The organism is Algiphilus sp., assembly GCF_965216485.1.
Taxonomy (GTDB): Bacteria; Pseudomonadota; Gammaproteobacteria; order Nevskiales; family Nevskiaceae; genus Algiphilus.
Genome location: NZ_OZ244162.1, coordinates 2,149,645 through 2,175,974, shown reverse-complemented (window position 1 = coordinate 2,175,974; position 26,330 = coordinate 2,149,645). Strand labels below are relative to the sequence as shown.

At 64.1% G+C, this 26,330-nt stretch carries 24 protein-coding genes; 8 read left to right on the top strand and 16 right to left on the bottom strand.

Annotation, left to right across the window (positions count from 1 at the left end; all coding sequences use genetic code 11):
* Positions 1-4: 4 nt before the first annotated feature.
* Complete coding sequence (locus tag ACOOFO_RS10020) at positions 5-544, top strand: hypothetical protein (RefSeq protein ID WP_420426633.1); 540 nt, start codon at positions 5-7, stop codon at positions 542-544.
* On the opposite strand, the gene ACOOFO_RS10015 is transcribed toward ACOOFO_RS10020, so the two are convergent.
* The 6 genes from ACOOFO_RS10015 to ACOOFO_RS09990 all read right to left on the bottom strand — a co-directional run bounded on the left by ACOOFO_RS10015 (position 527) and on the right by ACOOFO_RS09990 (position 8,531).
* Positions 527-1,741, bottom strand: coding sequence for a low temperature requirement protein A (locus tag ACOOFO_RS10015; RefSeq protein ID WP_420426632.1), 1,215 nt, complete (start codon positions 1,739-1,741; stop codon positions 527-529). The genes ACOOFO_RS10020 and ACOOFO_RS10015 overlap by 18 nt on opposite strands.
* Positions 1,742-1,817: 76 nt before the next feature.
* Positions 1,818-2,981, bottom strand: a complete 1,164-nt coding sequence (locus ACOOFO_RS10010) for a low temperature requirement protein A (protein ID WP_420426631.1) — start codon at positions 2,979-2,981, stop codon at positions 1,818-1,820.
* A gap of 264 nt (positions 2,982-3,245) precedes the next feature.
* Complete coding sequence (locus tag ACOOFO_RS10005; RefSeq protein ID WP_420426630.1) at positions 3,246-4,457, bottom strand: nucleoside hydrolase; 1,212 nt, start codon at positions 4,455-4,457, stop codon at positions 3,246-3,248.
* 125 nt (positions 4,458-4,582) lie between these two features.
* The gene (locus ACOOFO_RS10000) at positions 4,583-6,400 is read right to left on the bottom strand and encodes an acyl-CoA dehydrogenase C-terminal domain-containing protein (protein WP_420426629.1); all 1,818 of its coding nucleotides are present in this window, start codon (positions 6,398-6,400) and stop codon (positions 4,583-4,585) included.
* Positions 6,401-6,626: 226 nt separating this feature from the next.
* The gene (locus ACOOFO_RS09995; RefSeq protein ID WP_420426628.1) at positions 6,627-7,607 is read right to left on the bottom strand and encodes an L-threonylcarbamoyladenylate synthase; all 981 of its coding nucleotides are present in this window, start codon (positions 7,605-7,607) and stop codon (positions 6,627-6,629) included.
* 177 nt (positions 7,608-7,784) lie between these two features.
* Positions 7,785-8,531, bottom strand: coding sequence for a hypothetical protein (locus ACOOFO_RS09990; RefSeq protein ID WP_420426627.1), 747 nt, complete (start codon positions 8,529-8,531; stop codon positions 7,785-7,787).
* Positions 8,532-8,733: 202 nt separating this feature from the next.
* Here ACOOFO_RS09990 and ACOOFO_RS09985 point away from each other — a divergent pair, with 202 nt between their 5' ends.
* Entirely contained in the window at positions 8,734-9,027 is a 294-nt protein-coding gene (locus ACOOFO_RS09985) for a HigA family addiction module antitoxin (protein WP_420426626.1), read from the top strand.
* 208 nt (positions 9,028-9,235) lie between these two features.
* On the opposite strand, the gene ACOOFO_RS09980 is transcribed toward ACOOFO_RS09985, so the two are convergent.
* On the bottom strand, positions 9,236-9,490 hold the full coding sequence (locus tag ACOOFO_RS09980) for a hypothetical protein (protein ID WP_420426625.1): 255 nt from the start codon (positions 9,488-9,490) through the stop codon (positions 9,236-9,238).
* A 65-nt stretch (positions 9,491-9,555) separates the two neighbouring features.
* Positions 9,556-10,311 (bottom strand): SDR family oxidoreductase, encoded by a 756-nt coding sequence (locus ACOOFO_RS09975; protein WP_420429726.1) that lies wholly within the window; start codon positions 10,309-10,311, stop codon positions 9,556-9,558.
* Positions 10,312-10,456: 145 nt separating this feature from the next.
* On the opposite strand from ACOOFO_RS09975, the gene ACOOFO_RS09970 reads away from it, so the two are divergent.
* Entirely contained in the window at positions 10,457-11,362 is a 906-nt protein-coding gene (locus ACOOFO_RS09970; protein ID WP_420426624.1) for a LysR family transcriptional regulator, read from the top strand.
* A 267-nt stretch (positions 11,363-11,629) separates the two neighbouring features.
* Here ACOOFO_RS09970 and ACOOFO_RS09965 read toward each other — a convergent pair whose 3' ends face one another.
* Positions 11,630-12,562: an oxidoreductase gene (locus tag ACOOFO_RS09965; protein ID WP_420426623.1), complete on the bottom strand. Its 933-nt coding sequence runs from the start codon at positions 12,560-12,562 to the stop codon at positions 11,630-11,632.
* Between the two features lie 678 nt (positions 12,563-13,240).
* Here ACOOFO_RS09965 and ACOOFO_RS09960 point away from each other — a divergent pair.
* Entirely contained in the window at positions 13,241-14,920 is a 1,680-nt protein-coding gene (locus ACOOFO_RS09960; protein WP_420426622.1) for a hypothetical protein, read from the top strand.
* A 626-nt stretch (positions 14,921-15,546) separates the two neighbouring features.
* On the opposite strand, the gene ACOOFO_RS09955 is transcribed toward ACOOFO_RS09960, so the two are convergent.
* The gene (locus ACOOFO_RS09955) at positions 15,547-16,317 is read right to left on the bottom strand and encodes an SIR2 family NAD-dependent protein deacylase (RefSeq protein WP_420426621.1); all 771 of its coding nucleotides are present in this window, start codon (positions 16,315-16,317) and stop codon (positions 15,547-15,549) included.
* Between the two features lie 196 nt (positions 16,318-16,513).
* Here ACOOFO_RS09955 and ACOOFO_RS09950 point away from each other — a divergent pair, with 196 nt between their 5' ends.
* The 4 genes from ACOOFO_RS09950 to ACOOFO_RS09935 are packed head-to-tail and all read left to right on the top strand — an operon-like array spanning position 16,514 to position 19,052.
* Positions 16,514-17,224, top strand: coding sequence for a MotA/TolQ/ExbB proton channel family protein (locus tag ACOOFO_RS09950; protein WP_420426620.1), 711 nt, complete (start codon positions 16,514-16,516; stop codon positions 17,222-17,224).
* The gene (locus ACOOFO_RS09945; protein ID WP_290567326.1) at positions 17,225-17,833 is read left to right on the top strand and encodes a hypothetical protein; all 609 of its coding nucleotides are present in this window, start codon (positions 17,225-17,227) and stop codon (positions 17,831-17,833) included.
* A 7-nt stretch (positions 17,834-17,840) separates the two neighbouring features.
* Positions 17,841-18,359, top strand: coding sequence for a hypothetical protein (locus ACOOFO_RS09940; protein WP_420426619.1), 519 nt, complete (start codon positions 17,841-17,843; stop codon positions 18,357-18,359).
* A gap of 3 nt (positions 18,360-18,362) precedes the next feature.
* Positions 18,363-19,052 (top strand): hypothetical protein, encoded by a 690-nt coding sequence (locus tag ACOOFO_RS09935; protein WP_420426618.1) that lies wholly within the window; start codon positions 18,363-18,365, stop codon positions 19,050-19,052.
* Between the two features lie 24 nt (positions 19,053-19,076).
* On the opposite strand, the gene ACOOFO_RS09930 is transcribed toward ACOOFO_RS09935, so the two are convergent.
* From ACOOFO_RS09930 to ACOOFO_RS09905, 6 genes are read right to left on the bottom strand one after another with little or no spacing between them, the layout of a single operon-like run.
* Positions 19,077-19,961, bottom strand: coding sequence for a heme ABC transporter ATP-binding protein (locus tag ACOOFO_RS09930; RefSeq protein ID WP_420426617.1), 885 nt, complete (start codon positions 19,959-19,961; stop codon positions 19,077-19,079).
* Positions 19,961-20,989, bottom strand: coding sequence for a FecCD family ABC transporter permease (locus ACOOFO_RS09925; protein ID WP_420426616.1), 1,029 nt, complete (start codon positions 20,987-20,989; stop codon positions 19,961-19,963). The genes ACOOFO_RS09930 and ACOOFO_RS09925 overlap by 1 nt, the downstream gene beginning before the upstream one ends.
* Positions 20,974-21,843, bottom strand: a complete 870-nt coding sequence (locus ACOOFO_RS09920) for a heme/hemin ABC transporter substrate-binding protein (RefSeq protein ID WP_420426615.1) — start codon at positions 21,841-21,843, stop codon at positions 20,974-20,976. The genes ACOOFO_RS09925 and ACOOFO_RS09920 overlap by 16 nt, the downstream gene beginning before the upstream one ends.
* A complete protein-coding gene (locus ACOOFO_RS09915; RefSeq protein WP_420426614.1) occupies positions 21,828-22,865 on the bottom strand; it encodes a hemin-degrading factor in 1,038 nt (345 codons plus the stop codon). Before ACOOFO_RS09915 ends, ACOOFO_RS09920 begins: the two co-directional genes overlap by 16 nt.
* 3 nt (positions 22,866-22,868) lie before the next feature.
* Positions 22,869-24,140: an HmuY family protein gene (locus ACOOFO_RS09910; protein WP_420426613.1), complete on the bottom strand. Its 1,272-nt coding sequence runs from the start codon at positions 24,138-24,140 to the stop codon at positions 22,869-22,871.
* Positions 24,141-24,163: 23 nt separating this feature from the next.
* Entirely contained in the window at positions 24,164-26,188 is a 2,025-nt protein-coding gene (locus tag ACOOFO_RS09905) for a TonB-dependent receptor plug domain-containing protein (RefSeq protein WP_420426612.1), read from the bottom strand.
* Positions 26,189-26,330: the final 142 nt, after the last annotated feature.

Here is a 26,330-nt window from a genome sequence, read left to right as displayed (position 1 = left end):
GTCCATGGCCAGCACTTACACGCTGTCCGTGGCGGCCGAGCGCGGGCGTCTGCGGCTCATCCAGCACGGTGCGGCCATTGCCGTCATCGGCCTGCTGTCCGGTTTCGGCATGGTCTTCGCGATCCTGGAGGCCATTCACGTCTGGCCGCTGACGGTGGCCTATGACGGCAACATTCCGGGCAGCGAGCGCGGCTGGCGCGTGGCCCATGTCGCCGGTGTCATGAACGGCATGCTGATGCTGCTCATCGGCCTCGCCCTGACCACGGTGCTCCCTTCGCTGCGCGCGCAGGCGTGGATCGTCTGGGGCATGGTCTACACGGGCTGGGGCAATACCGTCTTCTTCCACTGCGCCAATCTGTCCAGCAACCGCGGACTCTCGGCCGGCACGACCCGCCTCGGCGAGCCCGATCTGCTGGGCGCCATCGGCTATCTGGTGGGCGGCAGCACGATTCCCTTCACCCTCATCGCCGTTGGCTTGCTGGGTTGGTCCGCCACCCGCGCACTGCGGAGGTCACCGCCCGCGCCCTCAACGCACGGCATCTGAAATCGGGCCGCGGCGGAGATCACGCAGGCCGCGGTAGACCGGCACGCCAATCTGTGAGAACAGCGCCAGCCCCCACAGGGCGTTGCCCACAATGGACGGGACGAAGGGGTGGATGACCAGCACCAGCAGCGCCAGCGCGATGCCAAAAAGCAGAACGCCGCCGCTGTGGTAGTGACAGGTGCGGTCCCGGTCCGCCACCAGGTGCTGCAAGATCCATAGCGAGGCCAGAAAAACAGCCAGCCCCACGGTGCCCAATGCGCCATAGCCCGTCGGGTACGGCTCCCAGAAACCCACATAGACCTCGCCTGCAAGCGCCACTCCCATCACCACCGCACTCCATAGAATCGCGATATGCGCCAGCCAGTAGGCCACCAGCACGCCGTTGTCACGGCTCTTGGGCTTGGCATTGCCGGCACTGTCGAAATAGATCCATGCCAACGCAAACAGCGACAGACCGCCCATCACGACATTGACCAGCGTGCCGGCCTCGACCTTGTAGATCCCCTTGTCCGCCAGCGTCACCACCAGCTTGAAAAAGCCCTCGCCCAGCATGATCAGCATGAGCAGGCCAAAGCGTTCGGAGATGTGGCCCAGGCGCGGTACGAAGCGTGCGTAGCGCAGAGTGCCGATGCGCGGCAGCATGTACTGCAGCTGGATCATCACCACGCCGGCGCCAAACACCCAGAACGCTAAGGGCTTGGGCACAAAGGCGGAGATGGCAAACAGCGCCGCCAGCAGGAAGAAGTTGCGCCCCTGTTCGCGCGCCATCGGGCAGGCTTCCCCGCTGACCGCACGCGCACGCCAGTACATGTGCGCGGTCAGCGCGCGGTTGAGTGCGTAGCCCAGCGCAAAGTAGACCCAACCCTTGCCGGTGACATCCGGAATCGCGGCCGCAATGATCACCATGGTCACGATCTGCACCGCCATGGTGGCGCGGTGCGCCATGTCGGTGGAGATGTACAGCGAGTTGTAGACCGAGTTGTCGGCCCAGGCGTAGAAAATCGCCAGGTACAGGCCGGTGAACACCAGAAAGCCGGACCAATCCAGTTGATGCGAGAGATAGTTGCCGAGGACGAAGATCGTCACCACGTGGATCAGGTCGAAGAACAGTTCCACCCAGTGCACATGGTCGTGGGCGTCCGGCACGTCCATGTAATGGCGTGGCCGCCGCCAGATCGGAAAGTCGTCCATCGCCATGCCTGATCCCCCTGTTGCTGTGTCCTTGGCGCCCCCGCGCCGACGGATGAGCCAGCCGCCCGGCTGGCGCTGCGCATTATGCTTGGGCCTGCACTCCAGACCCTGCCGGCACCCGACGTACCAGCGCTGCCGCCGCCAGTATGAACGCGGTGGAGAACAACTCCATGCCCGGAATCGCCTCCATCGTGACCACCAGCGCGGCCGCCACCAAAAGGCTCCATCGTCTGTGGCCGGTCAATGCATAGCGGTCGCGTATCCACCAGAGCGTGGCGCAGTACAACGCCACCGGCGCCGCCACTGACCAGTGAGCGCCGTTGATGCCATTGCCCTGGGATTGCAGCACAGCCTGCATGCCGGCGCCGGCCGCCGCCCCGGTGGCGAAGACCACCACATGGCCGTAGCCCCACAACAAGGAATGCCGCAAGGCCCCGCTGACCAGGTGTGGCTCCTTGGTGAAATACACACTCCACATCGAGAAGGCGATGACGGCAAAGATCAAAGCCAGCCCGACGCCTTCCGCGCGCGGAAAGATGGAGCCCGGTTCCAGCTCGAAAGCGGACACCACCGCCAGAAAGGCCTGTCCCAGCACGATCAGGTTGAGCCGCCCGTAGCGCGCAATGATGTGCTGACGGTGCCAGGGGGTCGCCGCCCGGCGCTCCGCCATCGCGGGCACGGCAAGCTCCCCTGCTGCGCCCAGGGCGAACAGCGGCAGATACAGCGCTGCGTGCGGCGGCACCAGCGCCACAAGGGCGATCCAATACAGCTGCATGGCGATGATGCCCAGCGCATAGCGTTGCGCCGTGGGGCGTCGCTGCGGATCACCCCGCCAGGCGCCCAGCCAGAGCAGTGCCATGCCCAGGCGCATGACGACAAAGCCCAGCAATGCCATCCAGATCGGCTTGCCAGCAAAGGCGGCGCCGACCCCGGCGGCCATCATCAGCGCGCCGAACATCACCGTCATGCTCAGCCCGCGAAAAGCGTTTGAGCCGTCGTCGTAGGCCGAGGCGAACCAGGTGAAGTTCATCCACGACCACCACACCATGAAGAAGCTGGGCACGAAGGCGGCAAGGCCCGCCATGGGCCGCCCTTCCACGATGAAACCCGCCAGTCCGTGCGCGGCTGCACCGATGGCCACTACCGCGGCCAGATCAAAAAGCAGCTCCAGCGGCGTCACACCGCGGTGGGCCTGCGCGGGATCGCGCGGCGGAAAGCGCAGCACCTTGAGTACGCGCTCTACCAAGGCGACGCGCCTCCGCACCGGGGGAAGACGTTCGAGGCGAACCACTCAGCGCACAAGGGATGCCTGCCTGCCATGCTCGGTGCGGAGACATTCCTGCAACGTGCCGCAGCGGGCAGAGCTCCCCATGACAGCCGCGTGCCCAGCAAGCACATCACCCCGTAGAACGGCTTCATCAAGCTCCCCTGCACCACGATTGCCCCGGATGTCTTATCTGAACACCCATCCCTCTCCGGCGCTACCCCAGCAGGCCGCGGAGCTTGTGGTTCAGGGCGCCAGGGCCGTGGCGGTATCGAGGAAGCGCGTGCGCGCCTCCTCGCTGACAAAGTCGTCGATGATGAAAAGGCCCGGCCGGATGGCTTGGTCGTCCCCATTGCCCAGCCACAATTGAGCGGGCTCCGCGTCGCGAAGCGGGAATTGCGTGGGGCCGTGCCCCGCGCAGTCCGTATTGGTGGGCCGGCCGAGGGGGTCATCCGGATTGCGGCAATCGACAATGCGCCAGCCGACTTCCTGCGTGGCGAAATCCTGAGGGCGCATCAGGTACTGAACGAGCGTGACGTCCCAGGGGTGGATGCCCGCCTCGTTGAAGGCAGCGAGCCAGAAGGTCTGAAAGGCGATGGAATTCCTGCGCAGCCACTCGCCTTCCGGTCTGCTGCCGCCCAACTGCGCCATGCGATTGGTGGACAGAAGCGTTGCGGCAACAAAATGCCAGGGCGCAATGGTCCAACGCGCCTGCGAGAGTTCCGGGGCGGACAAGGCCAGTTCCACCGCCGGGACATCCAGGCTGACGTTCACGCTCCACAGGCAGCAGTCCACTGCTTCGCGAATCGGTTGCTGGACGTTCGGAAGCGTGTATTCCTCTCCAGGACGCGCACCGATCTGTGCGAGTACATGGGTGATGTTGGCTGCCCGCTCAGGAAAGGCCAGCACCAGACACGCGAGGTCGGTCAGCGGGCCAAAGGCGAATAGCGCTGCCGGCCCTAGGGCGAGCTGATCCGCCATCATTTCCACCCCCGGTGTGATGCAGGGGTCCCGCTCGGCATCAGGATCCGCTGGCGGCAATGGCCCCGCCGCACCGCCTTCCACCGGGATATCCGTGCGCCCCATCATCTCGTGCACCAGCTCGCGCGTTTGTGCCAACTGCGCGTCGCGCTCATTGTTGCCGAAGGTTACCGAGATCCCCGCCACCTCAAGCCCGCGAAAACCTGCCTGCTCGGGAGTAAGGGCATTCAGCGCCAAGGCAATGGCAATGCCGTCATCGACATCGCTGGGGAATGGCAGCGCATAGTTTGGCGGCAGCGTGAACAAGCCAGCAGCCATGTCTGCCGATATCAGAACGCGCGTGGGTGCCGGTTGTTGACCAGGGGCGCCCGATCCCGTGCCAACGCCGCTGCTGTCGGAACCGCATGCCGCAACGAACAGCACCGCGAGCAGAGCCGGAAGAAGGTGCACCCACCGCGCGTGATGATGCTGGGTCATGAAGATGGCGCCATGCAGAACGGATATGGAAGGTGACAATGTGCCATCTCCCTCCGTTGCCTACATCCTCCCTGCGGGGCAAGTACGCTCCCGCGGCACGATGCACGCGCCGCGGGAGCGGCAGCTCAGAAGCTGAAGTGCTCGGCGTCCAGCGACAGTAGTGACGCACTCGGCTTGGTCATCGAGGCGGCGTGGCTCTTGGCGCGCGGCAGCATGTGGTCGAAGTAGAACGCGGCCGTGGCCAGCTTGGCACGGTAGAAGTCGTCGGTCTGCGCACCGGTGCCGTCATCCAGCTTCTGCTGGGCCACGGCGGCCTGCAGCGCCCAGAAGTAGCCCATCATCACGAAGCCGCTGTACATCAGGAAGTGATGGCTGGCGGCGGAAACCACATCGCGGTCCTTGCGCGCCATCAGCATCAGGCGCACGGTGAGCACGTTCCACTGCGTGGCGTAGCGGCCCAGCGTTAGGGCGAATCCACGCAGCTGCTTGCTACGCAGGTGTTCCGCGGCAAAGCGCGCGATCTGGCCAGTGAATTCGCGCACACAGCCGCCGCGCGTCATCAGCAGCACCTTGCGGCCGAGCAGGTCCAGCGCCTGAATGCCGGTGGTGCCTTCGTACAGCGTGGCGATGCGCGCATCGCGCACGATCTGCTCCATGCCGTGCTCGCGGATATAGCCGTGCCCACCGAAGACCTGCATGCCGTGGTTGGCGGCCTCCAGGCCCATCTCGGTGAGAAAGCCCTTCAGGATCGGCGTGAAGAAGCCCAGCTTGTCGTCGTACTTCTCGTACTTGGCGTCGTCCTTCTCCATGATGCCGTTGACCATGTGGTCGGCGTACTGCGCGGCGAAGTAGATCATCGCCCGGCCGCCTTCGGCCACGGCCTTCTGGTTGAACAGCATGCGGCGCACATCGGCGTGTTCCATCAGCGTGTCGGCCGCTTTGTCCGGGTCCTTCTTGCCCGAGAGTGCGCGCATGGAGCGGCGCTCCTTGGCATAGGGCAGCGCGCCCTGGAAGGACAGCTCGGCATGCGCCAGGCCCTGCACCGCCGTGCCAATGCGCGCGGTGTTCATGAAGGTGAACATCGCCTCCAGGCCCTTGTGGGGCTCGCCGATCAGCCAGGCCTTGGCGCCGTCAAAGTTCAGCACACAGGTGGCCGAGGCGTTGATGCCCATCTTGTGCTCGATGCTCGGGCAGGTGACGCCGTTGCGCTCGCCCAGGCTGCCGTCGTCATTCGGCAGGATCTTCGGCACGATGAACAGCGAGATGCCGCGCGTGCCCTGTGGCGCGTCCGGCAGGCGCGCGAGCACGATGTGAATGATGTTCTCGGTGAGGTCGTGTTCGCCGGAGGAAATGAAGATCTTGCTGCCGTGCAGCGCGTAGGTGCCGTCGCCGTTGTCCTCGGCGCGGGTCTTGATCTGGCCCAGGTCCGTGCCGCACTGCGGTTCGGTGAGGCACATCGTGCCGCTCCAGCGGCCTTCGGTCATCGGCGGCATGTACAGCGCCACCTGTTCCTCGCTGCCGTACTGCATGATGGTGTTCATCGCACCCATCGACAGGCCCGGATACATCAGGAAGGGCCAATTGGCCGTGGCCATCATCTCGGACTTCAGCAGCCCCAGGCTCATCGGCAGGCCCTGCCCGCCAAACTCTTCAGGGTATGAAAGCCCCTGCCAGCCGCCTTCCACAAACTGCTGGTAGGCCTCCTTGTAGCCCTTGGGCGTGCGCACCTCACCATTGTCATAGGTGCAGCCCTCTTCGTCGCCACTGCGGTAGAGCGGCGACAGCACTTCCTCGCAGAAGCGGCCGCATTCCTCAAGGATGGCCGACACCGTATCCGGGTCGGCATCGCCGCCGTTGGAGAGCGAAGCGTAGTGCGCCGGATAGTCGAAGACTTCATCCAGCAGGAAGCGCATGTCGTTAAGGGGGGCTTTATAGGCGGGCATGTGTGTGCTCGTAAGGAGAAAAAGAGAGGCCGCGGGATGTGAACATCCCGTAGTTTTCGACCGGTTCCGCGCTATTTTGCCCTGTCACGCTCAAATTGGAAATGGTCGCTTTCCTGATTTGATATTCCGGGTGCATATAACAGACGCCCAGCCGGCCTCCTGACACCCTGCTGTCGACCACCAAGGGCTGTGATGACGGTCTCCAAGGGCCCGCCGGGATGTCGGGCTATCGCGGCGCGGCCGCTTTCTGTAACCGGTCGGCAATGGCCTCCCAGCCGGGCGTGTCCGGTGGGCGTTCCACCAGAATGCGATCCGGCCCGGCCGCATCCGCTTGCCGCAGCGCGGAATACAGCGCCTGTGCAAAAGGCGCTGGCTGACCCGGCATCTCGATCCAGGCTGCACGCGACGTCGTGCATTGCGGCTCTCGCCGCGCCAGAACCGCGACGGATTCGTCCGCCGCGAGGCAGGCCCTGACCCGCTCCGCAAGCGCATCCATGGCCACCAGTTCGACGACAGCACGCGGGGCGTAATGGGATGCCAGACGGCCTGACGCGCGCGGGCCTTGCTGGTCCCCCACCCGCTCCAGCGGTTCATTGAGGACCGCCTCGATGGCCTCAATGGCAATCATGCCGTGCCGCAACAGTGCGGGCCGTGCACCGCCCAGATCGATGATGGTGGACTCCACCCCCACCCTGCACGGCCCGCCGTCCACCACGGCAGCCACTTCCGAACCACCGAACTCCGTGAGCACATGCGCAGCCGTGGTGGGACTCACATGGCCGAAACGATTGGCGGAGGGCGCCGCCAGCGCGCCACCGAAGGCACGCAGCAAGTCGAGTGCAACCGGGTTGCCGGGCACCCGCAGCCCCACCGTGTCCTGACCGCCGGTCACGGCATCGGAGACGCCATCGGCACGTCGCAGCACCAGTGTCAGCGGACCGGGCCAGAAGGCCTCGGCCAGATGCTGCGCGGATTCCGGCACGTGGCTGGCCCACAGAGGCAGGGCGTCGGCCGAGGCCATGTGCACGATCACCGGATGGTCCGCCGGCCGCCCCTTCGCGCGGAAGATGGACGCCACGGCCTCGGGATTGGCGGCATCCCCACCCAGCCCATAGACAGTCTCGGTGGGGAAGGCCACCAATTGGCCGTCCCGCAGCAGGCGAGCGGCGTGCGCAAGACTGGTCGAATCGGCGCCGAGCTGAATCATGGTGGAGGCAGGCTGTAACGGGCGGAAATCATACCCTTCACATGCGCCTAAGCCGGTACCGGCACCGCGCCCCTAAAACCGTACCGCGTTCCCGATTGCGCTTTGACGCTTCACGCGCGGTGCCGCCCAATCAGGACCTTGATCGCCCGACGGACACCCCACCCCTGTCCCGCAGCATCAGCTCAAGGCTTCCGCGCGCGGTAACACGGACCCGCCGCGTGGTGTGCGGGAGAACACTGCATCCAGCAGCAGCCAAACCGCAGGCCCGATAAAGACCAGTGACCAGGCCACCTGCTCCAGCAGCGCATTCCGGGGCAGTCCCAAGGCATTCATCGGGAAAAACAGGAATACGGACACGAAAGTCAGCAGCGAAGCGCCATCGACCGCGATCTTGGAGCGCACGATGCGATACGTAGGGTGGTCAGCCCGGCTGCACAGGAGCCGAAGCCCATGAAGCCCGGTTGCAAACCCGGCAATGGCGGCCACGACGTACAAGCCCGGCACAGAGAACTGTTCCAGCGTCAGATTGCCCCACGCACCGCCGCTGACGGCCCACAGCGTGTGGTGGACCCCAAGCAGCACATGGAAGCCGCCCAATATCCGCGCCCGCGTGCAGATGGCAGCCCCCGCCGGAGACGCCAACGGACCTCGCCCCCAAGTCACCAACAGGCCCGCCGTCGTCGCCACCGTCCCGAGTACGCCGTACATCAACAGGTAGCCGACCTCCCACGCGGGCGCCAGGGATTCCACACGCCGCGGATACTGCGCGCCCACGCCGCCGAACATCTCCTCCCAGCCGGGCAGAAAGGCAAGTCCGACCGTTTTCCAGATCAGGGTGACAAGGGCGAGCACCACGCATGCAATCGCCAGCGGAACTTCGGCCCAAGGTGCGAACAGCCGATATTGCGGCAGTGTGTCGTTCATCCAAATCTTTCTCGGCTGTGTGCCCTTTGCGGGTACAAGGCTACTACGCGCGTATCGGTGAGATGTTAGTCAGCACAACAAACCGCCCAAGCCTACAGGCGTAGGCTGAAAATTGGTCATTCTGGTTGAGTGGCCACTGGCTGGTAACGTTCGCGTTGCGCGATGGCAACCCCCAGGTACTGGATTATGAGGACTATTACTGATGGCTATGCACAATCCCCCGCACCCGGGTGCGTTCATCCGCGAGGTGTACATGGAGCCCTTTGAAATCACCGGCCGGCAGCTCGCTGCCAAGCTCGGGGTTTCCCCGTCCACGCTGAACCGTGTACTGAACGGAAGCAGTGGCCTGAGATCTGAAATGGCACTGCGCCTGTCGAAGGCACTCGGTCGCAGTCCTGAGAGCTGGCTCACGATGCAGGGCAACCATGACCTCTGGAAGGCCCGGCAGTCAGTTAACTTGGATGGGGTGGAAAAGATCGATTTTCGCCCGGCATAAAGCACGGGTCGTTCGGTGGCAGGCTTTCCATGTCTGGATCAAGTGGCGCTACGTAAGGTCAACGCGCGAGCTGGATTTGCGCTTGAAGCCTTGTCGCTCGCGACCCGGAGATGCCGGCGAACAGCGGGCAACACCATTTGGTGCAAGTGGTGGCGTGTCACCGCTGTTCTGAAGGTACATGGCGATAGGGAGTGTGCTTGCTACGGTGTCACCGAAAATGACGCTTGGCGAATATTGCCGCCGCAGCAGGAACGCCGAATACGACCACGAAGATGGGTAACTCTTGCCAGACGGTGTACCCCGCGTGCTGCACGCCAATCCACAGGTTGAGAAGCGCGACCACAATCCAGATCGCCAGGAAGCCTGCTACAGCCCCGCCTCGCGCCAAGCCGAGGGCCGCGCTCAGTAGTAAGACAATTGCGAGCGTCATAAGCCCGCACGCCACCATAATCAGTGTGTGCATCTCGCCTACCTCCAGAGGCCAACGGCAAAGCGGGCCGGCCCACCCTTGGATCGGCCCGCAGGCGCTTATCGGGTTGTATAACCGCCGTTGGCGAAAATGGTCTGCCCGGTGATCCACCATCCATCGGTCGCCAGGAATCGGACAATCGGCTCTATGTCTTCCACCTTTGTCAGCTCTCCGTTCAGCGATTGCGACTTGTGGTAGGCAACGCGCTCCGGGGTTTCCTGACCATAGAAGAAGGGTGTGTCCATCGGTCCGGGGCCGATCGCCGTCACTGAAATGCCCCGCGACGCAAACTCCTTGGCCGCAGCGCGCGTAAAGTCCTCCACCGGCGCCTTGCCGCCCGCGTAGGTCGAGTAGCCGTCGGTAAATGCTGCCAGCAGGGACGTCACGATGGTGATGATCTTGCCGTTGTCGTTGAGATGCTTACCCGCCTCCTTGATGAAGAAATAGGCGGCTTTGGCGTTGATGTCGAACATCACGTCATATTCGTCTTCGCCGGTGTCGATGATGGGCTTGCGCAACACCTTGCCCACGGTATTCACAGCGATATCAATACCGCCGAAACGGCTCTTTGCTTCCTCAAAAAGCGCAGCGACATTGGCGGGCTGCGTGAGATCACCCTGCATCATGAAGGCTTCGCTCCCGGCGCTCTGGACCGCTGCCACCGTGTCCTCGGCGTCCGCGCGGGTGGCATCGCTGTGGTAATGCACGACCACCTTTGCTCCTCGCTCGCCCATGCGGCGACTAATGAGACTTCCAAGATTCTTGGCGCCGGCGGCGACCAGCACCACCTTGCCTTCGAGAACCTGCTTATCCATATCCACTGCTCCAGGTTGGTTGCCATCGTTCACTGCAGGCTGCTTTCTTCGGAAAGACAGCGGACGGCATCTTTATTGTTTAAAAGCGATGGATAAAGCTCGGAAATTTGACATCACTGTTCGCGCTGAACGAACAATGTGATGGATGGATCGCCTGCTCAATCTCGAAATCTTCGTGCGCGTGGTGGAAAGCCGCAGCTTCACGCGCGCTGCTGACCAGCTTGAACTTCCCCGGTCGACGGTTTCGGCGGCAGTGAAGCAACTGGAGGCTAGGCTGGGCACGCCGCTGCTGACCCGAACCACACGGCGCGTCAGCCTGACAAGCGATGGCAGCGCCTATTACCAGCGTGCCCTGCGTCTTCTTGCCGATTTCGACGAGACCGAAAGGATGTTTCTGCCTGCGGATTCGCCTCCCACCGGCAAGGTGAGAGCCGATCTACCCGGTCGCGTGGCGCGGCTGATATTGGCACCCGCATTGCCGGATTTTCATCGGCAGTTTCCCGACATCAAACTCGAGCTTGGCGTCACCGACCGCCCCATCGACCTAATTGAAGAAGGCGTCGACTGCGCGATCCGCGTGGGTGAGCTGGCGGATTCCGGCCTGGTCGCACGTCGGCTCGGCGAGCTGGAACAAATCACCTGCGCCAGTCCAGATTATCTGGCTCGCCATGGCACCCCCAAAAAACTGGCGGACCTTCAGCAGCACCTCGCCGTCCACTACGCCTCACCGCTCTCCGGAAGAGTCGATGACTGGGAATGTATGGACCAAGGCTGCAGCATCACGATCCCAATGCGAAGCGTGGTGACGGTCAACAACGCCGAAGCCTACATCGCCTGCTGCCTGGCAGGCCTCGGCATGATTCAGGTCCCCGCCTATGATGTGCGGCTCGATCTCGAAGACGGACGACTGATAGAAGTACTCCCCCAGCATCGGCCCGAGCCTCTCCCAATCTCGGTGCTTTACCCGCACCGACGCCATCGCGCCCCTCAGGTGCAGGCATTCATCGACTGGGCGAGCAACCTCTTTTCCGTTCGGATGGGCCTGGATTAAGGGCCACAGGCACTGTTGGTAACTGACCACTGCCTACGACGGCGACCGCTGCACTCTAGTCCGTCAGAGATTCAAACCTAACCCATCACCTAGTGATGCGCTTATCACGTTGTCTTGGTATTCAAAGCAGCAACCAAGTTAGGGCGAACCGGCGATCGGCAACATGTTGAGCAATTGGTAGCGTGTCACCGTAATCCCTGGTGGAGCAGCCCAGGCTTTTGGCCGTTGAGCCTCTTGTCTTGCGGTGCCAAACGCAAAACAAGTACCTCAACCATTGAGGTAGCTCATACCCACCATGCGTTCAGACTCGGTCCACAAACGCTTCGCATCCTCCCGGTTGCGCGCACGTTCGCTGATCACCGCAGGGCCGGGCGGGCCTTTCCATTCCTTATCCTTCGAACCGCGCGGGCCGTTGTTCTGCGGGCCGAAGTACTCACCACCTTTTACATCGGGTTGGGTTGCCGCCATCAGGGTGGGCAGTGCCCCGTTGGCCGCGCTGTGCAGTAGATGCCCGACCAGCCAAACCAGGGCTCTGCCCGGCAGGCTTTGGGCGAAACCAGGGCCGGCATACCCCAGATTGGTGTTGGCCACGCCTGGGTGTGCGGCCAGCGACATCACCGAACTGCCCTTTTCCTTCAGGCGGCGGTCCAGCTCCAATGCGAAGACCAGATTCGCGAGCTTGCTCTGACAGTACACCCGCATGGCCCGGTAGTTTTCGCGATGCTGCAGATCGTCCCAATGAAAACGGCCATCTCGATGGGCGATGCTCGACAACGCGACGACCCGCGCGGCCGGCGCCGCTTCCAGTTGATCGAGCAGCAAGCCCGTCAACAGAAAATGGCCCAGATGGTTGGTCGCCCACTGTAGTTCGAAGCCCTGCGCAGACGCTGCCTGCGGGCAAGCCATGACCCCGGCGTTGTTGATGAGCAGATCAATGCAGGGATAGTCCGCCTTGAGCTCGGCGGCAAAACGACGCACCGATTCCAGGTCGGACACATCCAGCTGGCGGACGTCCGTCTCCCCCGCAATCTGGCTGGCTGCCGCCCGGGCCTTGTCCAGGTTCCGGCAAGCCAACACCACCTTGGCCCCTTTCTCCGCAAGCGCCTTGGCGGTTTCAAAGCCCAGGCCAATATTGGCTCCGGTGACAACCACTAATTTGCCGCTTTGATCGGGAATATCTGCAACCGTCCAACGTTTCATGAAGTCCCCCTGGACCGCGGTTTGGACACCACCCAGCGAACGCCGGCCATGTTCTTCGAACCCAAGCCGCTGCGTGATGTTGGGAAGATGCGCAGTGTGGCAGGAAAATGGTCTGCAACGACTGCGGCCTTTTCCCTTTGCCCCGGCATCACTCCTGGCGGACCACCGACCAGGGTCCAATTACAGGCCCTGCCAGGAAGAGTCCCTTCAGAAGCGGCCCATCTGTCGAATACGGGCCCATCCGCGCAAGAAGTACTTGCGCAAGGCAATCGAGGGAACGAGCAAGAGCGCTTCGCGGATCGCTGGCAATCGGCAGGCGGCCGGTCACTGGAAGATCACGACAAGCTGTGATGCCATCGGGGAGTGCAGCCCGGGTGAATGGCACTACGTGCACACCTTATTCAATACGCCCCACCACGGGGATGACGATGGGCACTCGTTGTATTCCAAATTAGTGCAATTAATAACGTGTCACCGTAATCACTAAGTAAGCGCCATTCTGGTCTGTCTCCTATTACCTCCAAATACGTCTTGACCGCCCCCTGCCATTCAATATGGCAATTGCCTCAAGTCGCAAATTCGACAACGTTGAATGACTTGACTAAGCTGGCTTCTAGGGGAATAAGACCACTTTCACTCATCTGCTTCCCCTCATCAGGGGGAATTATGCGAGCGAGTGTGTGTGTTCTGACGTTGGTAGCGAGTGGGCTTCTGGGAGCTTGCGGCGGTGGCGGTGGCGGTGGCGGTGGCGGTGGCTCTGCTGCACCGGCAGCAGTTGACCGCTTAGCGGTCAAGTTCGGCCTCGCGCAGGCGAAGGGGTTGGTCATCACCGGTACAGTCTCCGCGGACGCGACCAAGCAATCCGATGACGCGGAGTGCACCGACGACAACGGTGACCCGGGCGAGTTGGTCATGATCGACGGCCAAGAATTCTGTCAGGCCGATCTGCGCTCCGAAACGTTGTATGCCGTCGACGAGAACGGCCTCCTGGTGCGTGTTCTCTATTTCGATGAGGATGGCAACGAACTGGCGAGTGAATCGTTTCGTCCCGGGGCCGTGGTCCGGATCGAGGATGACTACGTCGCCGCCATCATCACACCGCCCACCGGACGAGAGCAGTTGTTTGTTCGTCAGTCCGATGGTGCGGTCTTCGAGGCCAATCAGTGGGCCGGGACGATTCCGTCCGGTCCAGTCGGACTTGACTCTCCGAACGGTGGGGCCGCATATGCTCTAGGCGCTCGCGGTTCGCTCTTCAATGAGGTGTCGGACGAGCTTTTCCTTGTACTTCGTGCGGAGGAAGACTTTTTCGATACAGGCTTGTTTCGCGCTCAGCGATCCAACCCTGGCCGGGATCTTGTCGCCGAGCGAATATCCCCTGCCACCCAACCCGTGCCGGTCTACTTTCTTCTGCCTTCGACCGCTTCAACGGTAGTGAACCACGCGATTTATACGGAGAATTCCGGTAGCAGTGAACTGTTTCTTCGGTACGTTGATAACGACGCATCCGGCGAATTGACGCTGGATCGGCAAAGTGACCTGAATCTGCTCAACTTCGCAACACGCGGATTCACGGTCAATCCGAAAATCAACGGCTTCGATCTGCCCACACGCACTAATCGCACATACGATCGCTTCAGTGGAGCACCGTTTCGATTCCGGTCGGGTGAGGTCGTGCTGGGGGGAGTGGCAAATTACGCTACCGACAATAGCGACATCGCCGACAACGACATCGTCATGTACGAACTCGCGGTCGACGGGAGCAACGACGAGCTTGTTCTCAGTAACCCGACGGTTGTTTCGTCACCGGACGAATGTCGTTACTCCGGTGAAGATGGTGCGCAAGGACCCGAGGCTTCCTTCATTAATTCCGCTGCAGGTCCATTCGGTCTTTCTCTCTCCGAGTTGAGCGAGCGGACATTAATCTCGCTCGATGGCAACGGTCGGTGCATCGTCGAGGTTCGTCTGGACGCACCACTCGACGAACGTATCGCGATCACGGTGGTCGACAATCTGGTGCAAGCCGGCTTCGTGGTGGGGGCGCAACGGTCACCTGCGGAGCCGGCTCCGGCCCTGTTCACCGATCGGACCATCTTCGCACTCGGGCGCGAGGACGGCGATTCCCAGGACGTGGTCTACGCCTACGACCGCGACGCCGGTTATGCGGCAACGCGTCTGAACTTCGATGGTTTCACGATTCAGAAACTCCGGCCGTTCGCCAACGATCAGATCGTCGTCGAAGCAACCGACACCAGCAACGGCGACGCCGTCGTGCTGGTGGCTGGTGCTGGCGTGGAGCCGCCGAGGGAGATCTCGCGTGATGGATCGGTGGAATTCGTGACCCTGGAGCGGCTGGACTGAGCATAAACGGGGTGGGCGGCCCGCCGGCACATTGATGCTGTCCGCAACCGTGGTGCGCTGAGCGATCCTCCGCGTTGTCGCCAGCGCGTGTGATTCAGCACAAGCCGCATTGCGCGGATCGCGGTACGTCGCCTAGCCCTCACACTCAGCCGTCGTCCAGTTGTTCGAGTTCGTCGCGCGCGGCTGTGTGAAGTCAGGGTATTGCGCAGCGCGGTGTGGTAGGCCTGCCGGGCATCGTCGATGCGGTCCATGTGTTCGTAGATGTTGCCCAGCCGCCACCAAGCCGCCGCTGCGTAGCTCCACTTTCGAGCTCCGTTAATAACGAGGGCATTACCAGGGCTTCAGGCTCTCGCTCCGTTTTCTATTGGGATCGCCATAGCGCCGAACGAGACGGGGAGCCGCCGGTCTTGCCAAGGTAAGCAACTGGTAGGGGTTCGGTCGTCGTTTGACGGTCCTCGGCTCGATGCGTCCCGGACGCTTGCTGACTCGCTGCTCCGGCACGAGCAGCAACAAGCGCTGGATGCGGGCTTCGAGATCCTGGGCGTAATTGGGGACAGACCACGGTTTCCGTATGGCCGTTTTGGATATAAACCGGACATCTCCGGCCCTAGATCTGCAATACAAACTTATTTGATCGCTTCACAGATAGCAGGCAACGCATCAATTCCCCGTTGCCGAATCGGGTGCTTGGCAAATGCCGAGACTTCGCTCTCACTGGGATTGATCTCCAACGTAGGAACCCCGCTGTTGGCCGCATGAATCATCGGCGCGGCGATGTAGGGAAAGCCGGCGGTGGTGCCGATGCTCATGACGAAGTCCGGGCCCTGGGCCATGGTGTGTTCCAGGCGGGCGACGGCTTCTTCGGGCAGGAATTCATCGAACAGGGTGACTCTGGGCCGGACGATGGCTTTGCAGGCTTCGCACTTGGGTGGGATTTCCTGCAGGTGGGAGAAGTCCGCCACCCACTCCTCTGCCCCGCAGGCGGTGCAGTACAGAGTGTGGATGTTGCCGTGGATTTCGATGACGTCGGTGCTGCCGGCGTCCCGGTGAAAGCCGTCAACGTTCTGGGTGAGGATAGTGAAGCGCTCGAAGTGCTTTTCCATGTCCGCCAGCGCCTTGTGCCCGGCGTTGTGGCCGGCACCGCGCGCGGTGGATTCGAGCTGGTAGAGATATTTCCAGGTGATGTCCGGCCGCTGGCGGAACATGCCGCCCGACAGGCATTCCTCGATAGGGAAGCCTTCTTCCGTGAGGTCGCGGTCGTAGAGGCCGCCGACGCCGCGGTAGGTGGGCAGGCCCGAATCCGCAGAGATGCCGGCGCCGGTGATGACCAGCACGCGCTGCGCGTGTTTCAGGTCCGCGATGGCGGCCTCCAGGCTGGCCTTGTTCTCCCCGTCCATTGCTGCACCTTAGCCAATTGTTTTATGGGCTACTCTGCAGTAGTTGTGCAGACCGCACAATATTTCTTGCCTGCGGCGCATTGAACGGTTTGAATGCGCGGCTATTCCACGCGTTTGGGTGCGCTTCCCATGCGTGTGCTTACGATAAGGACGCCCGGGTGCAAGGCCACACCGGGGGCATGGAGGACGACGCAGCGTGACGCAACCTGAGCCGTCGCATCGGCTGTTTCTGCAATGGATGCTGTTCGCGGGGCTGGTGAGCTTCGCGGTGTGGATTGCCTGGGCGCAGGGTTTTCTGGCGCCGGTCTTCCAACAAGACCCCACCCATCTCTCCAAAGTGATCGTTGCGCTGTTCCTCGGCGCAACCGGGCACTGCGCGCTGCGCGCCTGGTTTCTGTCGCAGCAGTTGAACGAGATGCGCGCCATCCGGCTGACGGGCGACTGGCAGGGGCCAGCTTCGGCGCATGAGCGCGCGCCTTCCCTGCCCGCCGGCTATTTCCACGCGCTGGTGCAGAAGTATGGACAGTCCGATGCGCGCCACCAGGATTACCAGCTGGAGAACGCGCAGCTGACACAGGTGCTGGCCGAACAGGCGCGCGGGCCGCATGAGACGGGCTGGTTTGTGACCGGCATGCTGACCAAGCTAGGTTTGATCGGCACGGTGATCGGCTTTGTGCTGATGCTGGGCTCGGTGTCTGGCATGGAGTCCTTTGATGTAGACAACGTGCAGCAGGTGCTGCAGGACATGACCGTGGGCATGGGCGTGGCCCTGAACACCACACTGGTTGGGCTGCTGGGCAGCATGCTGCTGGGTTTTCAGTACCTGATGCTGGACCGCGCTGCGGACCGACTCGTGGCCGATGCCGTGCACTATGCCGAAGTGCATCTTCTGGAAGGCGTCGCCTAGATGGCGATGTTCCGCCAGCGGCGGTCCACCGAGCAGGACCCGTTCACCGACCTGCTGTTCAACTCGCTGCTGGCCTTCACCTTCCTGTTTCTGGTGGCGATCATGTTTCTGAACCCGCCGGCCAAGCAGGGCATCATCGACCCCAAGGCCGAGGTCATCATCACCATGCAGTGGCCCGACAATACCGACGATGACATCGACCTCTGGGTGGAAGACCCGAAAGGCCGCATCGTCTGGTTCAAGAACACCGAGGCCGGGCTGATGCACCTGGACCGCGATGACCGCGGCATGGCGAATGACATGATCCTGGTGGACGGCGAGAAGATCGCCAATCCGCTGAATCAGGAGGTGGTCACCATCCGTGGCACCTCGCCCGGCGAATACGTGGTGAACACGCACTATTTTTACGCCGCCAGCGATCTCCCGGTGGATGTGGAGGTGAAGGTGGTGCGCGTGAACCCGAAACTGGAAGTCATCTACTACGGCACCCTGCAGCTGCCGCACGTGGGCAATGAGCGCACTGCGGTGCGCTTCACGGTGACCCGCGACGGCAGCATCATCAACGTCAACCGCCGTTACAAATCCCTGGCGCCGGTCGAAGCCCTATGAGGACCGCATGAACGAAGCAGTGATCGGACTGGCCCTGGCCTACAGCGCAGTGATGGCCATCCTGGCCGGGCTGGTGATCTTCAGCCACTGGGCGCTGTGGATTCGCGCCGGCTGCGTACTGATGGTGACGGGGCTGTACTTCGTGACCTACACCAGCCTCACTGGCATGCTTGGCTGGCCGACCCAGCACCCGCTGCCGGAGCGCTTCATCCTGCTTGCCTCCAGCATCAACGAGCCAGACAAGCGCGAGGGCACCGAGGGCAGCATCCACATCTGGGCCACCTCGCTGGAAGGCGACCGCCCCGCCCTGCGCCCGCGCGCCTACGCCCTTCCCTATGACGCGGTCATCCACAACACCCTGGCCGAGGCGGACAAGCGTCGGCGCGACGGCAATGTGCAGATCGGCTTGGCGACCACCTTCGACGGCGAACGCGACGAGCGCCCCACCGATCAGACGCACATGGCCACGCCGGACCAGCGCATCACGGTCGAGGACCTGCCCGACCCACGCCTGCCGGAGAAATAGCACATGCGCACCCTGCTCTGGCTGGGCCTGGCCGTACTTTTGGCCGCCTGTAATGAGGCTCCGCAAGGCTATTTCCCGCTCAATGAGGGCCTGTCCTGGACCTACCGCGTGACCACCGAACGCGATGGCCAGCGCAGTAGCACCCTGTTTCGCATCCGCAATGTGGAGCGCACGCGCGAGGATGGCGTCACCCGCGCCGTCCGCCGCACTGATTCGGGCACGGACTACATCATTGCCGAGGACGACAGTGGCATCTATCGCATCGCCAAGCGCCTGGTGGTGCAGTTGGAGCCGGTGCCGGACCCGCATCCCCGCTACGTGCTGCGCCAGCCGATTCAGCCCGGCACGGCCTGGACCCTGAAGAGCCATCCCTATGTGCTGCAACGCATGTACGAGGCCGAGGATGTGCTGCGCCGGACGATGACGGTGGAGATGGCCTACGAGATCGAGGACACGGCGGCCAGCGTGCAGGTGCCAGCCGGGCGCTTCGAGAACTGCGTGCTGGTGGTGGGCCGCGGCACCCTGCCGATCTACACGGATGCCGTCGACGGCTGGACCGATGTGCCGATCATCTCGCGCGAGTGGTATGCCCCCGGCGTGGGGCTCGTGAAGCTGGAGCGCAGCGAGCCGCTGCGGACGCATTCCTTCACCGGCGGCACGCGCACCTTCGAGCTGACGCAGTTCTCGCGCTAGCGTCGGGCCGCGCCCGCGTGCCGCTCACGCGGCTGCGCGCTGACCGGTTGCCAGACTGGCCGGCGGAATGGCGCTGCGCGGGTTCAGCGTGCCCTCTACTTCCACACTCGGGACGGGCTCCCAGCGCACCTGCGCGCGCAGATCGTAGACCTCAGTGAGACGCTCCGGTGTGAGCGCCTGGCGTGGGGCGGCATCTTCCAGCACGCGTCCGTCGCGCATCAGGCAGACGCGGTCGGCATAGGTAGCCGCCAGGCCCAGGTCATGGGCGGTGGCAACAATGCCGATCTCGGCGGCACGACAGAGATTGCGCAGCATGCCCATGACGGCGTGCTGCTGGGCCGGGTCCAGCGCGGAGGTGCACTCATCGAGCAGCAGCAGTCTTGGGCCGGGCGTCGTCCAGATCTGCCCGAACACGCGGGCGAGCTGCACCCGTTGCTGTTCGCCGCCGGACAGGCTGGGATAGAGCCGGCGCGCAAGCGGGCCGACGGCCAGCCACTCCATCAATTCGCTGCGGATGGCGGCTCGGGCCTGGCCGCGGAGCGTGTTGGGTAACCCGAGGTCCACCACCTCGCCCGCCGTCACCGGAAAATGCACGGCGCATTGCTGCGGCAGCACGGCGCGGTGCTGTGCCAAAGCGCGCCCCGGCCACTGCGCCAGACTGCGGCCGAGGATGTGTACCTGCCCGGCATCGGGCGTCAGTTCACCAGCCAGCACGCGCAGCACGGTGGACTTGCCCGCGCCGTTGGGGCCCAGCAGCATCAGGCATTCGCCGGTGCGCACGCGCAGGGAGACATCGGCCAGCAGCGGCTTGCTGCCCGCCTTGAGGTTCAGGCCGGCGCAGACCATCAAGGGGTGTGCCTTGGCGGTCACGGCGTCGGATGCAAGGCCGCGATGTGGGGTTCCGTCCATCAGGGGATCCGCTGGCGCATGAGAAGAAGGAGGAAGAAGGGCCCGCCAATCAGGGCCGTGACCAGGCCGATGGGCAGCTCCGCCGGCGCCACGATGACGCGCGCCAGGGTGTCCGCCGCGATCAACAGCGCCGCCCCCAGCAAGGCAGAGGCGGGCAACAGCCAGCGGTGGTCCACGCCACCGGCCAGCCGCACGATATGCGGCGCGACCAGCCCCACAAAACCGATCAGCCCGGTCAGCGCCACCGCGGCGCCCACGGCCAATGCGCAGACAAGCACGGCCGCCTGCTTCATGCGATGGGCGGGAAAGCCAAGATGCCCGGCCACGGCCTCGCCCAGCAGCATTGCGTTGAGCGGGCGGGCCAGCCACGGCACGGAGATGACCAGCAGCAGCATCCACGGCAGCAGCATGCGGATGTCCTCCCAACTGGCGTGGGCGATGCTGCCCATGGTCCAGAAGGTCAGCGTGCGCAGCTGGGTGTCGTCGGCGAGGAAGGTCAGCACCCCGACCCCGGCATTGGCAATGGCGTTGATGGCAATTCCGGCCAGCAAGAGCAGGGCCACTGAGGTCTGCCCGGCACGGGTGGCGATCCGCCATACCGCGAGCGTGGCCACCAGCGCGCCCAGGAAGGCGGCGCCCGGCAACAGCAGCCGCGGCACGCCCATGCCGAACTGGCTCATGACGCGCTCGCCCAGCACGATAACCGCCACCGCCCCCAACGCCGCACCGGCGGATACGCCGATCAGGCCCGGATCGGCCAGCGGATTGCGGAACAGGCCCTGCAGGATCGCGCCCGCCACGGCCAATGCTGCGCCCACCATGGCGCCCAGCACGATGCGCGGCAGGCGCAGTTCCTGCACCACGAAACTGGCCGAACCGGCGGTTTCCCCGAACAGTGCGCTGGGCAGTTCGCGAAAGCTGATCGCGACCGGGCCGATGGCCAGCGCGGCCAATGCCACCACCACCAGCGTGCCCACGAGGGCGCACAGGCCGGCGGTGGCCGGAATCCGGGTCAGCTGCGCTTCCATGCCACGAAGTTCGGGTCCACCACGGCTGCGCGCAGCTCCTGCATGGCGTCAATCACGCGCGGACCGAAGCCGAGCAGATACATCGCATCGCGCACCAGCACGCGATTCGCCTTCCCGGCTGGCGTGTGTGCCAGGGCGGGCCAGGCGGTCGGGTCGAAGGCACCAGGCGCGGTTTCCGCGATGACGATGAGGTCGGCGTCGATCTGCAGCAGAGACTCGCGGCTCATCGGCTTGAAGCTTTCCAGCGCGCCCGCCGCATTGCGCAGCCCCAGTGCATCGAGCAGGGCGTCGGCGGAGGTGTTGGCGCCACCGGCGAGGAGTTGATTGCCACCGGCGGCAAGCAGGATCAGGACCGAGGGCGCCGCCTCGGTGCCGACACCCGCGGGGATCTCCGCCAGGCGTGCCTCCAGGTTATCGGCGAGTGCTTTTCCGCGTTCCTCCAGATCGAGGTGCGCGGCCACACGGCGGATCTGATCTGGCAAGGCGCGCGGATCGCGCAGCGGCGGCAGCACATCCACCGGCATGGCGGCGCGCAGCTTGTCGATGGCCGTACTCGGTCCGGCCTCGGCCACCGCCAGCAGGCGGTCGGGCTCCATGGAGAGAATGCCTTCCACCGGCAAGGCACGGACGTAGCCGATACGCGGGAGATCCCGCGCCTCCGGGGGCCAGGCGCTGGTGGAATCGACCGCCACGACGCGGTCACCGGCCCCGAGGGCGTAGACGATCTCAGTGGCGCAGCCGCCCGCTACGACCAGCCGTTCATCCCTGGCGGACTCGGCGATGGCTGGGGCAGACAGGCCGAGGGCGCTGAGCGCGCCCACGGCCATGGACAGGCCTCTCAGCCAATGGCGCATGCATCCTCCAGCTGATCCAGGTGGGAACGCCAATCCTCCAGCTCCGGAATGCCGGGCTTGCGGGCGCCGAAGAAGCTCAGCACCAGTCGGCCTTCGTGGTTGAAGCAGTCCAGCGCGTTGACGTCGCCGTCGTCGGAAGGACGACGCACGCGCCAGCACTGCGAAAGGCCATCGGTGCGCACGTGCAGATTGAAGTGCGGGTCGAGGACGTTGTACCAGGGGCCGGTGCGCGCCAGCTTGTGCACCTGGCCGCTGAAGATCTGCACCACGCCGGGGTTGTAGACGAAGGCCATGATGGGCGTGTCGTCCGCCACCGATTGCAGCAGGCGTTCCAATGCCTCCACCGGCAGCGGACGGGCCCACTCCTCGCCCGCGGCTTCGAGCGCGCTGAGCCGGTCCGTCTTGTTCCGGCGCAGCAGTGCGTGGAAGTGATGCAAGTCGCGCAGCGTGGCCCAATCCCGACGGAGCGCGGCCACGTCTGCGCAGGGCTTGCGCGGCTCCGGCGGCGCTGCCGCCTCCAACGGTGCGGCCCCGGCCGTGTCATCGGCGAGGCGTTCCACCATGGCCTTCCACCCCTCAGCCTTGGTGGCTCCGACGCGATAGATCTTGTGCACGGCATTGCCGGCGGCATCGAAGCACTGAATGCTTTCGCGGCCGTTCTCCTCCACTGCATAGGCGTGCCGCCATTGCTTGAAGAACAGGCGCAGGTCGAGCGCGCCGGTGGACAGCCCCATGCCGCTGCCGGGGTAATGCTCGAAGTTTTCGAGCAGACCCGTGGTCTCGTGCACGACCTCGTCGTTACGCGCCAGGGTCATGACCGGGCCAACATCGAGCAGCAGGTTGAACAAGGCCGCGAAATCGGGCCGGAGGGGTTGAATCCGCTCCGGCTCGGTGCGCAAGAGCGCCAGTTCCGAGACGCCAAGCTGCTCGGCCGCGTTGCGGATGCGCAGGTTGGGTTGCGTGGCGCGCAGCTGCTGCCAGCGTTGATGCAGAGACGTTGGATTCGTTGTGGTGGTGGTCATGATTTACTCCGCGCTGAGTTGCCGCCAACGAAGGGTGGGATTGCCGCTGGTGCCGATGTCGTCGTAGTAGTCGATGATCTGCACGGCAAAGCGCGCGGCCGTGTCGTCTGCCGGGTTGCTGTCGATCAGGTAAACCCGGAAGTTGGGCCACAGCTTGCGCTGCCCCTGCAGGTTGTAGGCATACCAGTCGCTGGCCGCGAAAATGCCGCTGCTGGTATCCGGCTGATAGATGCCGGCAATGTTCTGGCCGTTGGGGTCGGTGGTGGCGGAGCCATAATCCTTCAGCTCCTCCCAGGGGAAGGGTCCGAAACCGGCCGCACCGCCGGGGCCGCTGGGGCCGCTGTTGCTGCGCATGAAGAACTCGCGGCTCTGGAAGCCGATCTGGATATCCCAGTTGCTGCCGGTGCAGTCCACGTTGCTGTCGGTATCGAAGTCGAAGCAGCGCACGCCGCCCTCGCCCGGAATCGAGCCCGTGAAGGTGGCGGTGTTGGTGAACTGGCTGACGCCTTCCGGCTGCACGTCGAAGTTGACTTCGAAATTGCGGATGCCCTGGCCCATCCGCGTCGGGAAGTCGATCTCCGTGACGCGCATGCGGGCGTAGCTGGTGCCTTCACCGCTGCGCACCAGCCAGCCGTTGTTGGGCTCGGCGGTGATGTTGCCGGTGGCGAAGTTGTAGCGGTACCAGTCCTCGCCGAAGACATTGGTGATGGCGTCGGTGACGAATTCGGGTTCCTCGAAGTCGTCGTTCATCAGCACTTCGAGATAATCATCGGCCTCGGCGTTAAGAAAGACGCTGGAATTCGGCTCGCCGTTCTCGTCGTAGAACGCGTCCTGCGGGCCGATCAGGCCGCCGGCGGCCGTACCGGGGCCGGAGGTGCCGCCGTTGACGGCCACATTGAAGCGCCGCAGCGCAATGTGCCAGGCGGTGGATTCGGCGGCGTCGGCTTCGCTCATTTCCAGCACATCGCCGGTGGCGAGGTCGATGTAGGTCCATTGTTCCGGATTGGTGGCATCGAAGCGGCGCTGCTCGACGCCAGCCGGCAGATTCACATCGGAACTTCCACCGTTTCCGCCGCCATTGCCGCTTCCACCGCCATTGGTGCCGCCATTGCCGTCAGTGCCGCCATTGCCACTGCCGCCGCCATTGGCCGTATCGCCGCTGCTGGCGCCAGCCGAACTACCACCGCCCCCGCCTCCGCCACAGGCGGCCAGGGTGAGCAGGGCGAGCGCGCCAATGCCGAGGCGGGTCGCACGAAGAAGCGAAGAATCATGCATGTCGGACTCCTTGGAGGGATGGTTTAGCGGTCGCCGAATCGGTAGCGAGCGCCGAGATAGACAAAGCGGCCAGCCACGGGGCTGAAATCCGCGGGGTCAGCGAAATCGCGCTGACGGTCGAAGAGGTTGTCGATGCCGCCGAACAGGCCGAGGGTCGGCGTAAGCGCGTGGTTGAGCCGGAAGTCCAGCACCGTCCACGAGGGCGAGCGTGCGCCACTGTTGCTGTCCACCAACTCATCGCTCTGATAGCGGCCGCGCAGGCTCATTTCCGTGCCGTGCCACAGCGCCCAGTCGATGCCCAGTCGGCCCTGATGGCGCGGGCGGCGTGTCAGCGCGCCGCCGGTGTCTTCATCGCGGGTGCGCATGAAGGTGTAGCCGCCTACCAGACGCAGGTCGTCGCGCAAGCGCAGCTGGCTGCCCATCTCCAGCCCTTGGGTGCGGGCACGTTCGACGTTGTCGTAGCGGAATTGCTGGATGCCCTGCGCATCCACCTGGGCGCTGTCCACATCGACCTGAATCAGGTTTTGGAGCTGATTGTCGAAGAGACCGACTTCCAGCCAGAGCCAGCGGCCCCAGCTGTGCGTCCAGCCGGCCTGGAAGCTGTTCGATTCCTCGGGCTGCAGATCGGGATTGCCGATGACGACATAGCCGAGCTGGCTGTGGTCGAAGCGGAAGTGCCGCTCCTTGAGATTCGGAACGCGATAGCCCTGGCCCCAACCGAGCCGCAGCGCACCGGTGCTGCTCGCGCCCTGCCAAAGCTCCAGCCGCAGATTGGCGCTTCCCACGACATGCTGGCCAAAGTCGGAGTCGTCCTGGGCGCGCACGCCCAGCAGCAGCTCCGCCCGATCCGCCGCGAGTGGTGCCCAGACATCCGACCAGCCGACCGCTGGCACCAGTGTCAGTTGGCTCCAGACTTCCTGACTCTCTCGCTCTACCAGGCTGCCGTCGAGCTCGGAGTTGCCATCCTTGAACTGGCGCAGATCCTCGCGCCGCAGGTCGGCACCCACATGCAGGTGCTGCCCGGCCAGCAGGGGCACATCGCCCTGCAGACTGACCTGGGACAGGCCGATATCGGCGTCGCGGTCGTCAAAGCGCTGGTCGCTCGCCTCCTTGATGGTATCGATGGAGAGCTGTTCATCGAGCACCTGACCGCGCAGCGAGACCCCGTTGCGCCAGTGCCAGTGGCCGCCGCCCTGGAGGCGATTGCGGGTGACATCCTCAAAGCGCGACTGTTCCACCGTGCGGCCTGGCAGTCGCAGGTCGAACCGGCTGTCGATCTCTTCCTGGAAGCGTCCCGCCTGCAAATGGAAGGCGCCGCCTGGGCTGGGGTGCCATTCTCCCCGCAGGTCGTACTGTTGACGATCTGTGGCGTCACCGGGGCGCGCCCAGCTTTCCGGGTCGGGGTCGATCCCCGCGCGTTCGCGTTGATCGCCTGTCAGCCGGAGGCGGAACCGCTCGGTGCCGCCCTCCAGGCGCAGGCCGGTATGGCGATTGCCGGCATCGGCGGTGGTGCCGGAAGGATTCTGCTCGCCAAAGCTGCCGAAGTCGCCGCGCACTTCTCCCGCGAAACCGGGCTGGATGCGACGGGTGATGACGTTGACCACACCCCCCATGGCGGCGCTGCCGTACTGGGCCGACAGTGCGCCCTTCACTACTTCGATCCGCTCGATGTCGAGCACCGCGAGCTGACTGACATCGACGGTGGAGCCGGTGGTGGCGGTCAGCGGCAGTCCGTCCACCAGGACCAGTACCTGATCACCGGAGAGACCCTGGAGCACGACTTCGTGCCCGGCCTTGCCGTGGATCTCGCGCAATTGCAGGCCCGGAACATTCTCCAGGCCTTCCTTCAGGCTGCGCGCGTGGACGCGCTCAAGCTCCGCCCTTCCAACGACCTCGGTGCGCAGAGGCGCGTCCATCACCGGACGCTCGATACGCGATCCGGTCACCACCACTTGGTCCAGTGCCGCTACGTCTTCGGCCGCATGCAGGCTGCAGGGAAGGACGAGCGCGCCGCAGAGCGCGCTTGCCGTACCCAGCCGTTGGCCCATCCGCTGTGTCGCGCGTGCCGCCGCGATACCCATCCTTCTGCCCTTGAATAATAATGATTCGCATTAGACGCAAATGCGAATCCATTGTCAAGGCGAATGCGCACGATTCGCATCCGCTATTGGACGCGAGGTGCAGACGGTG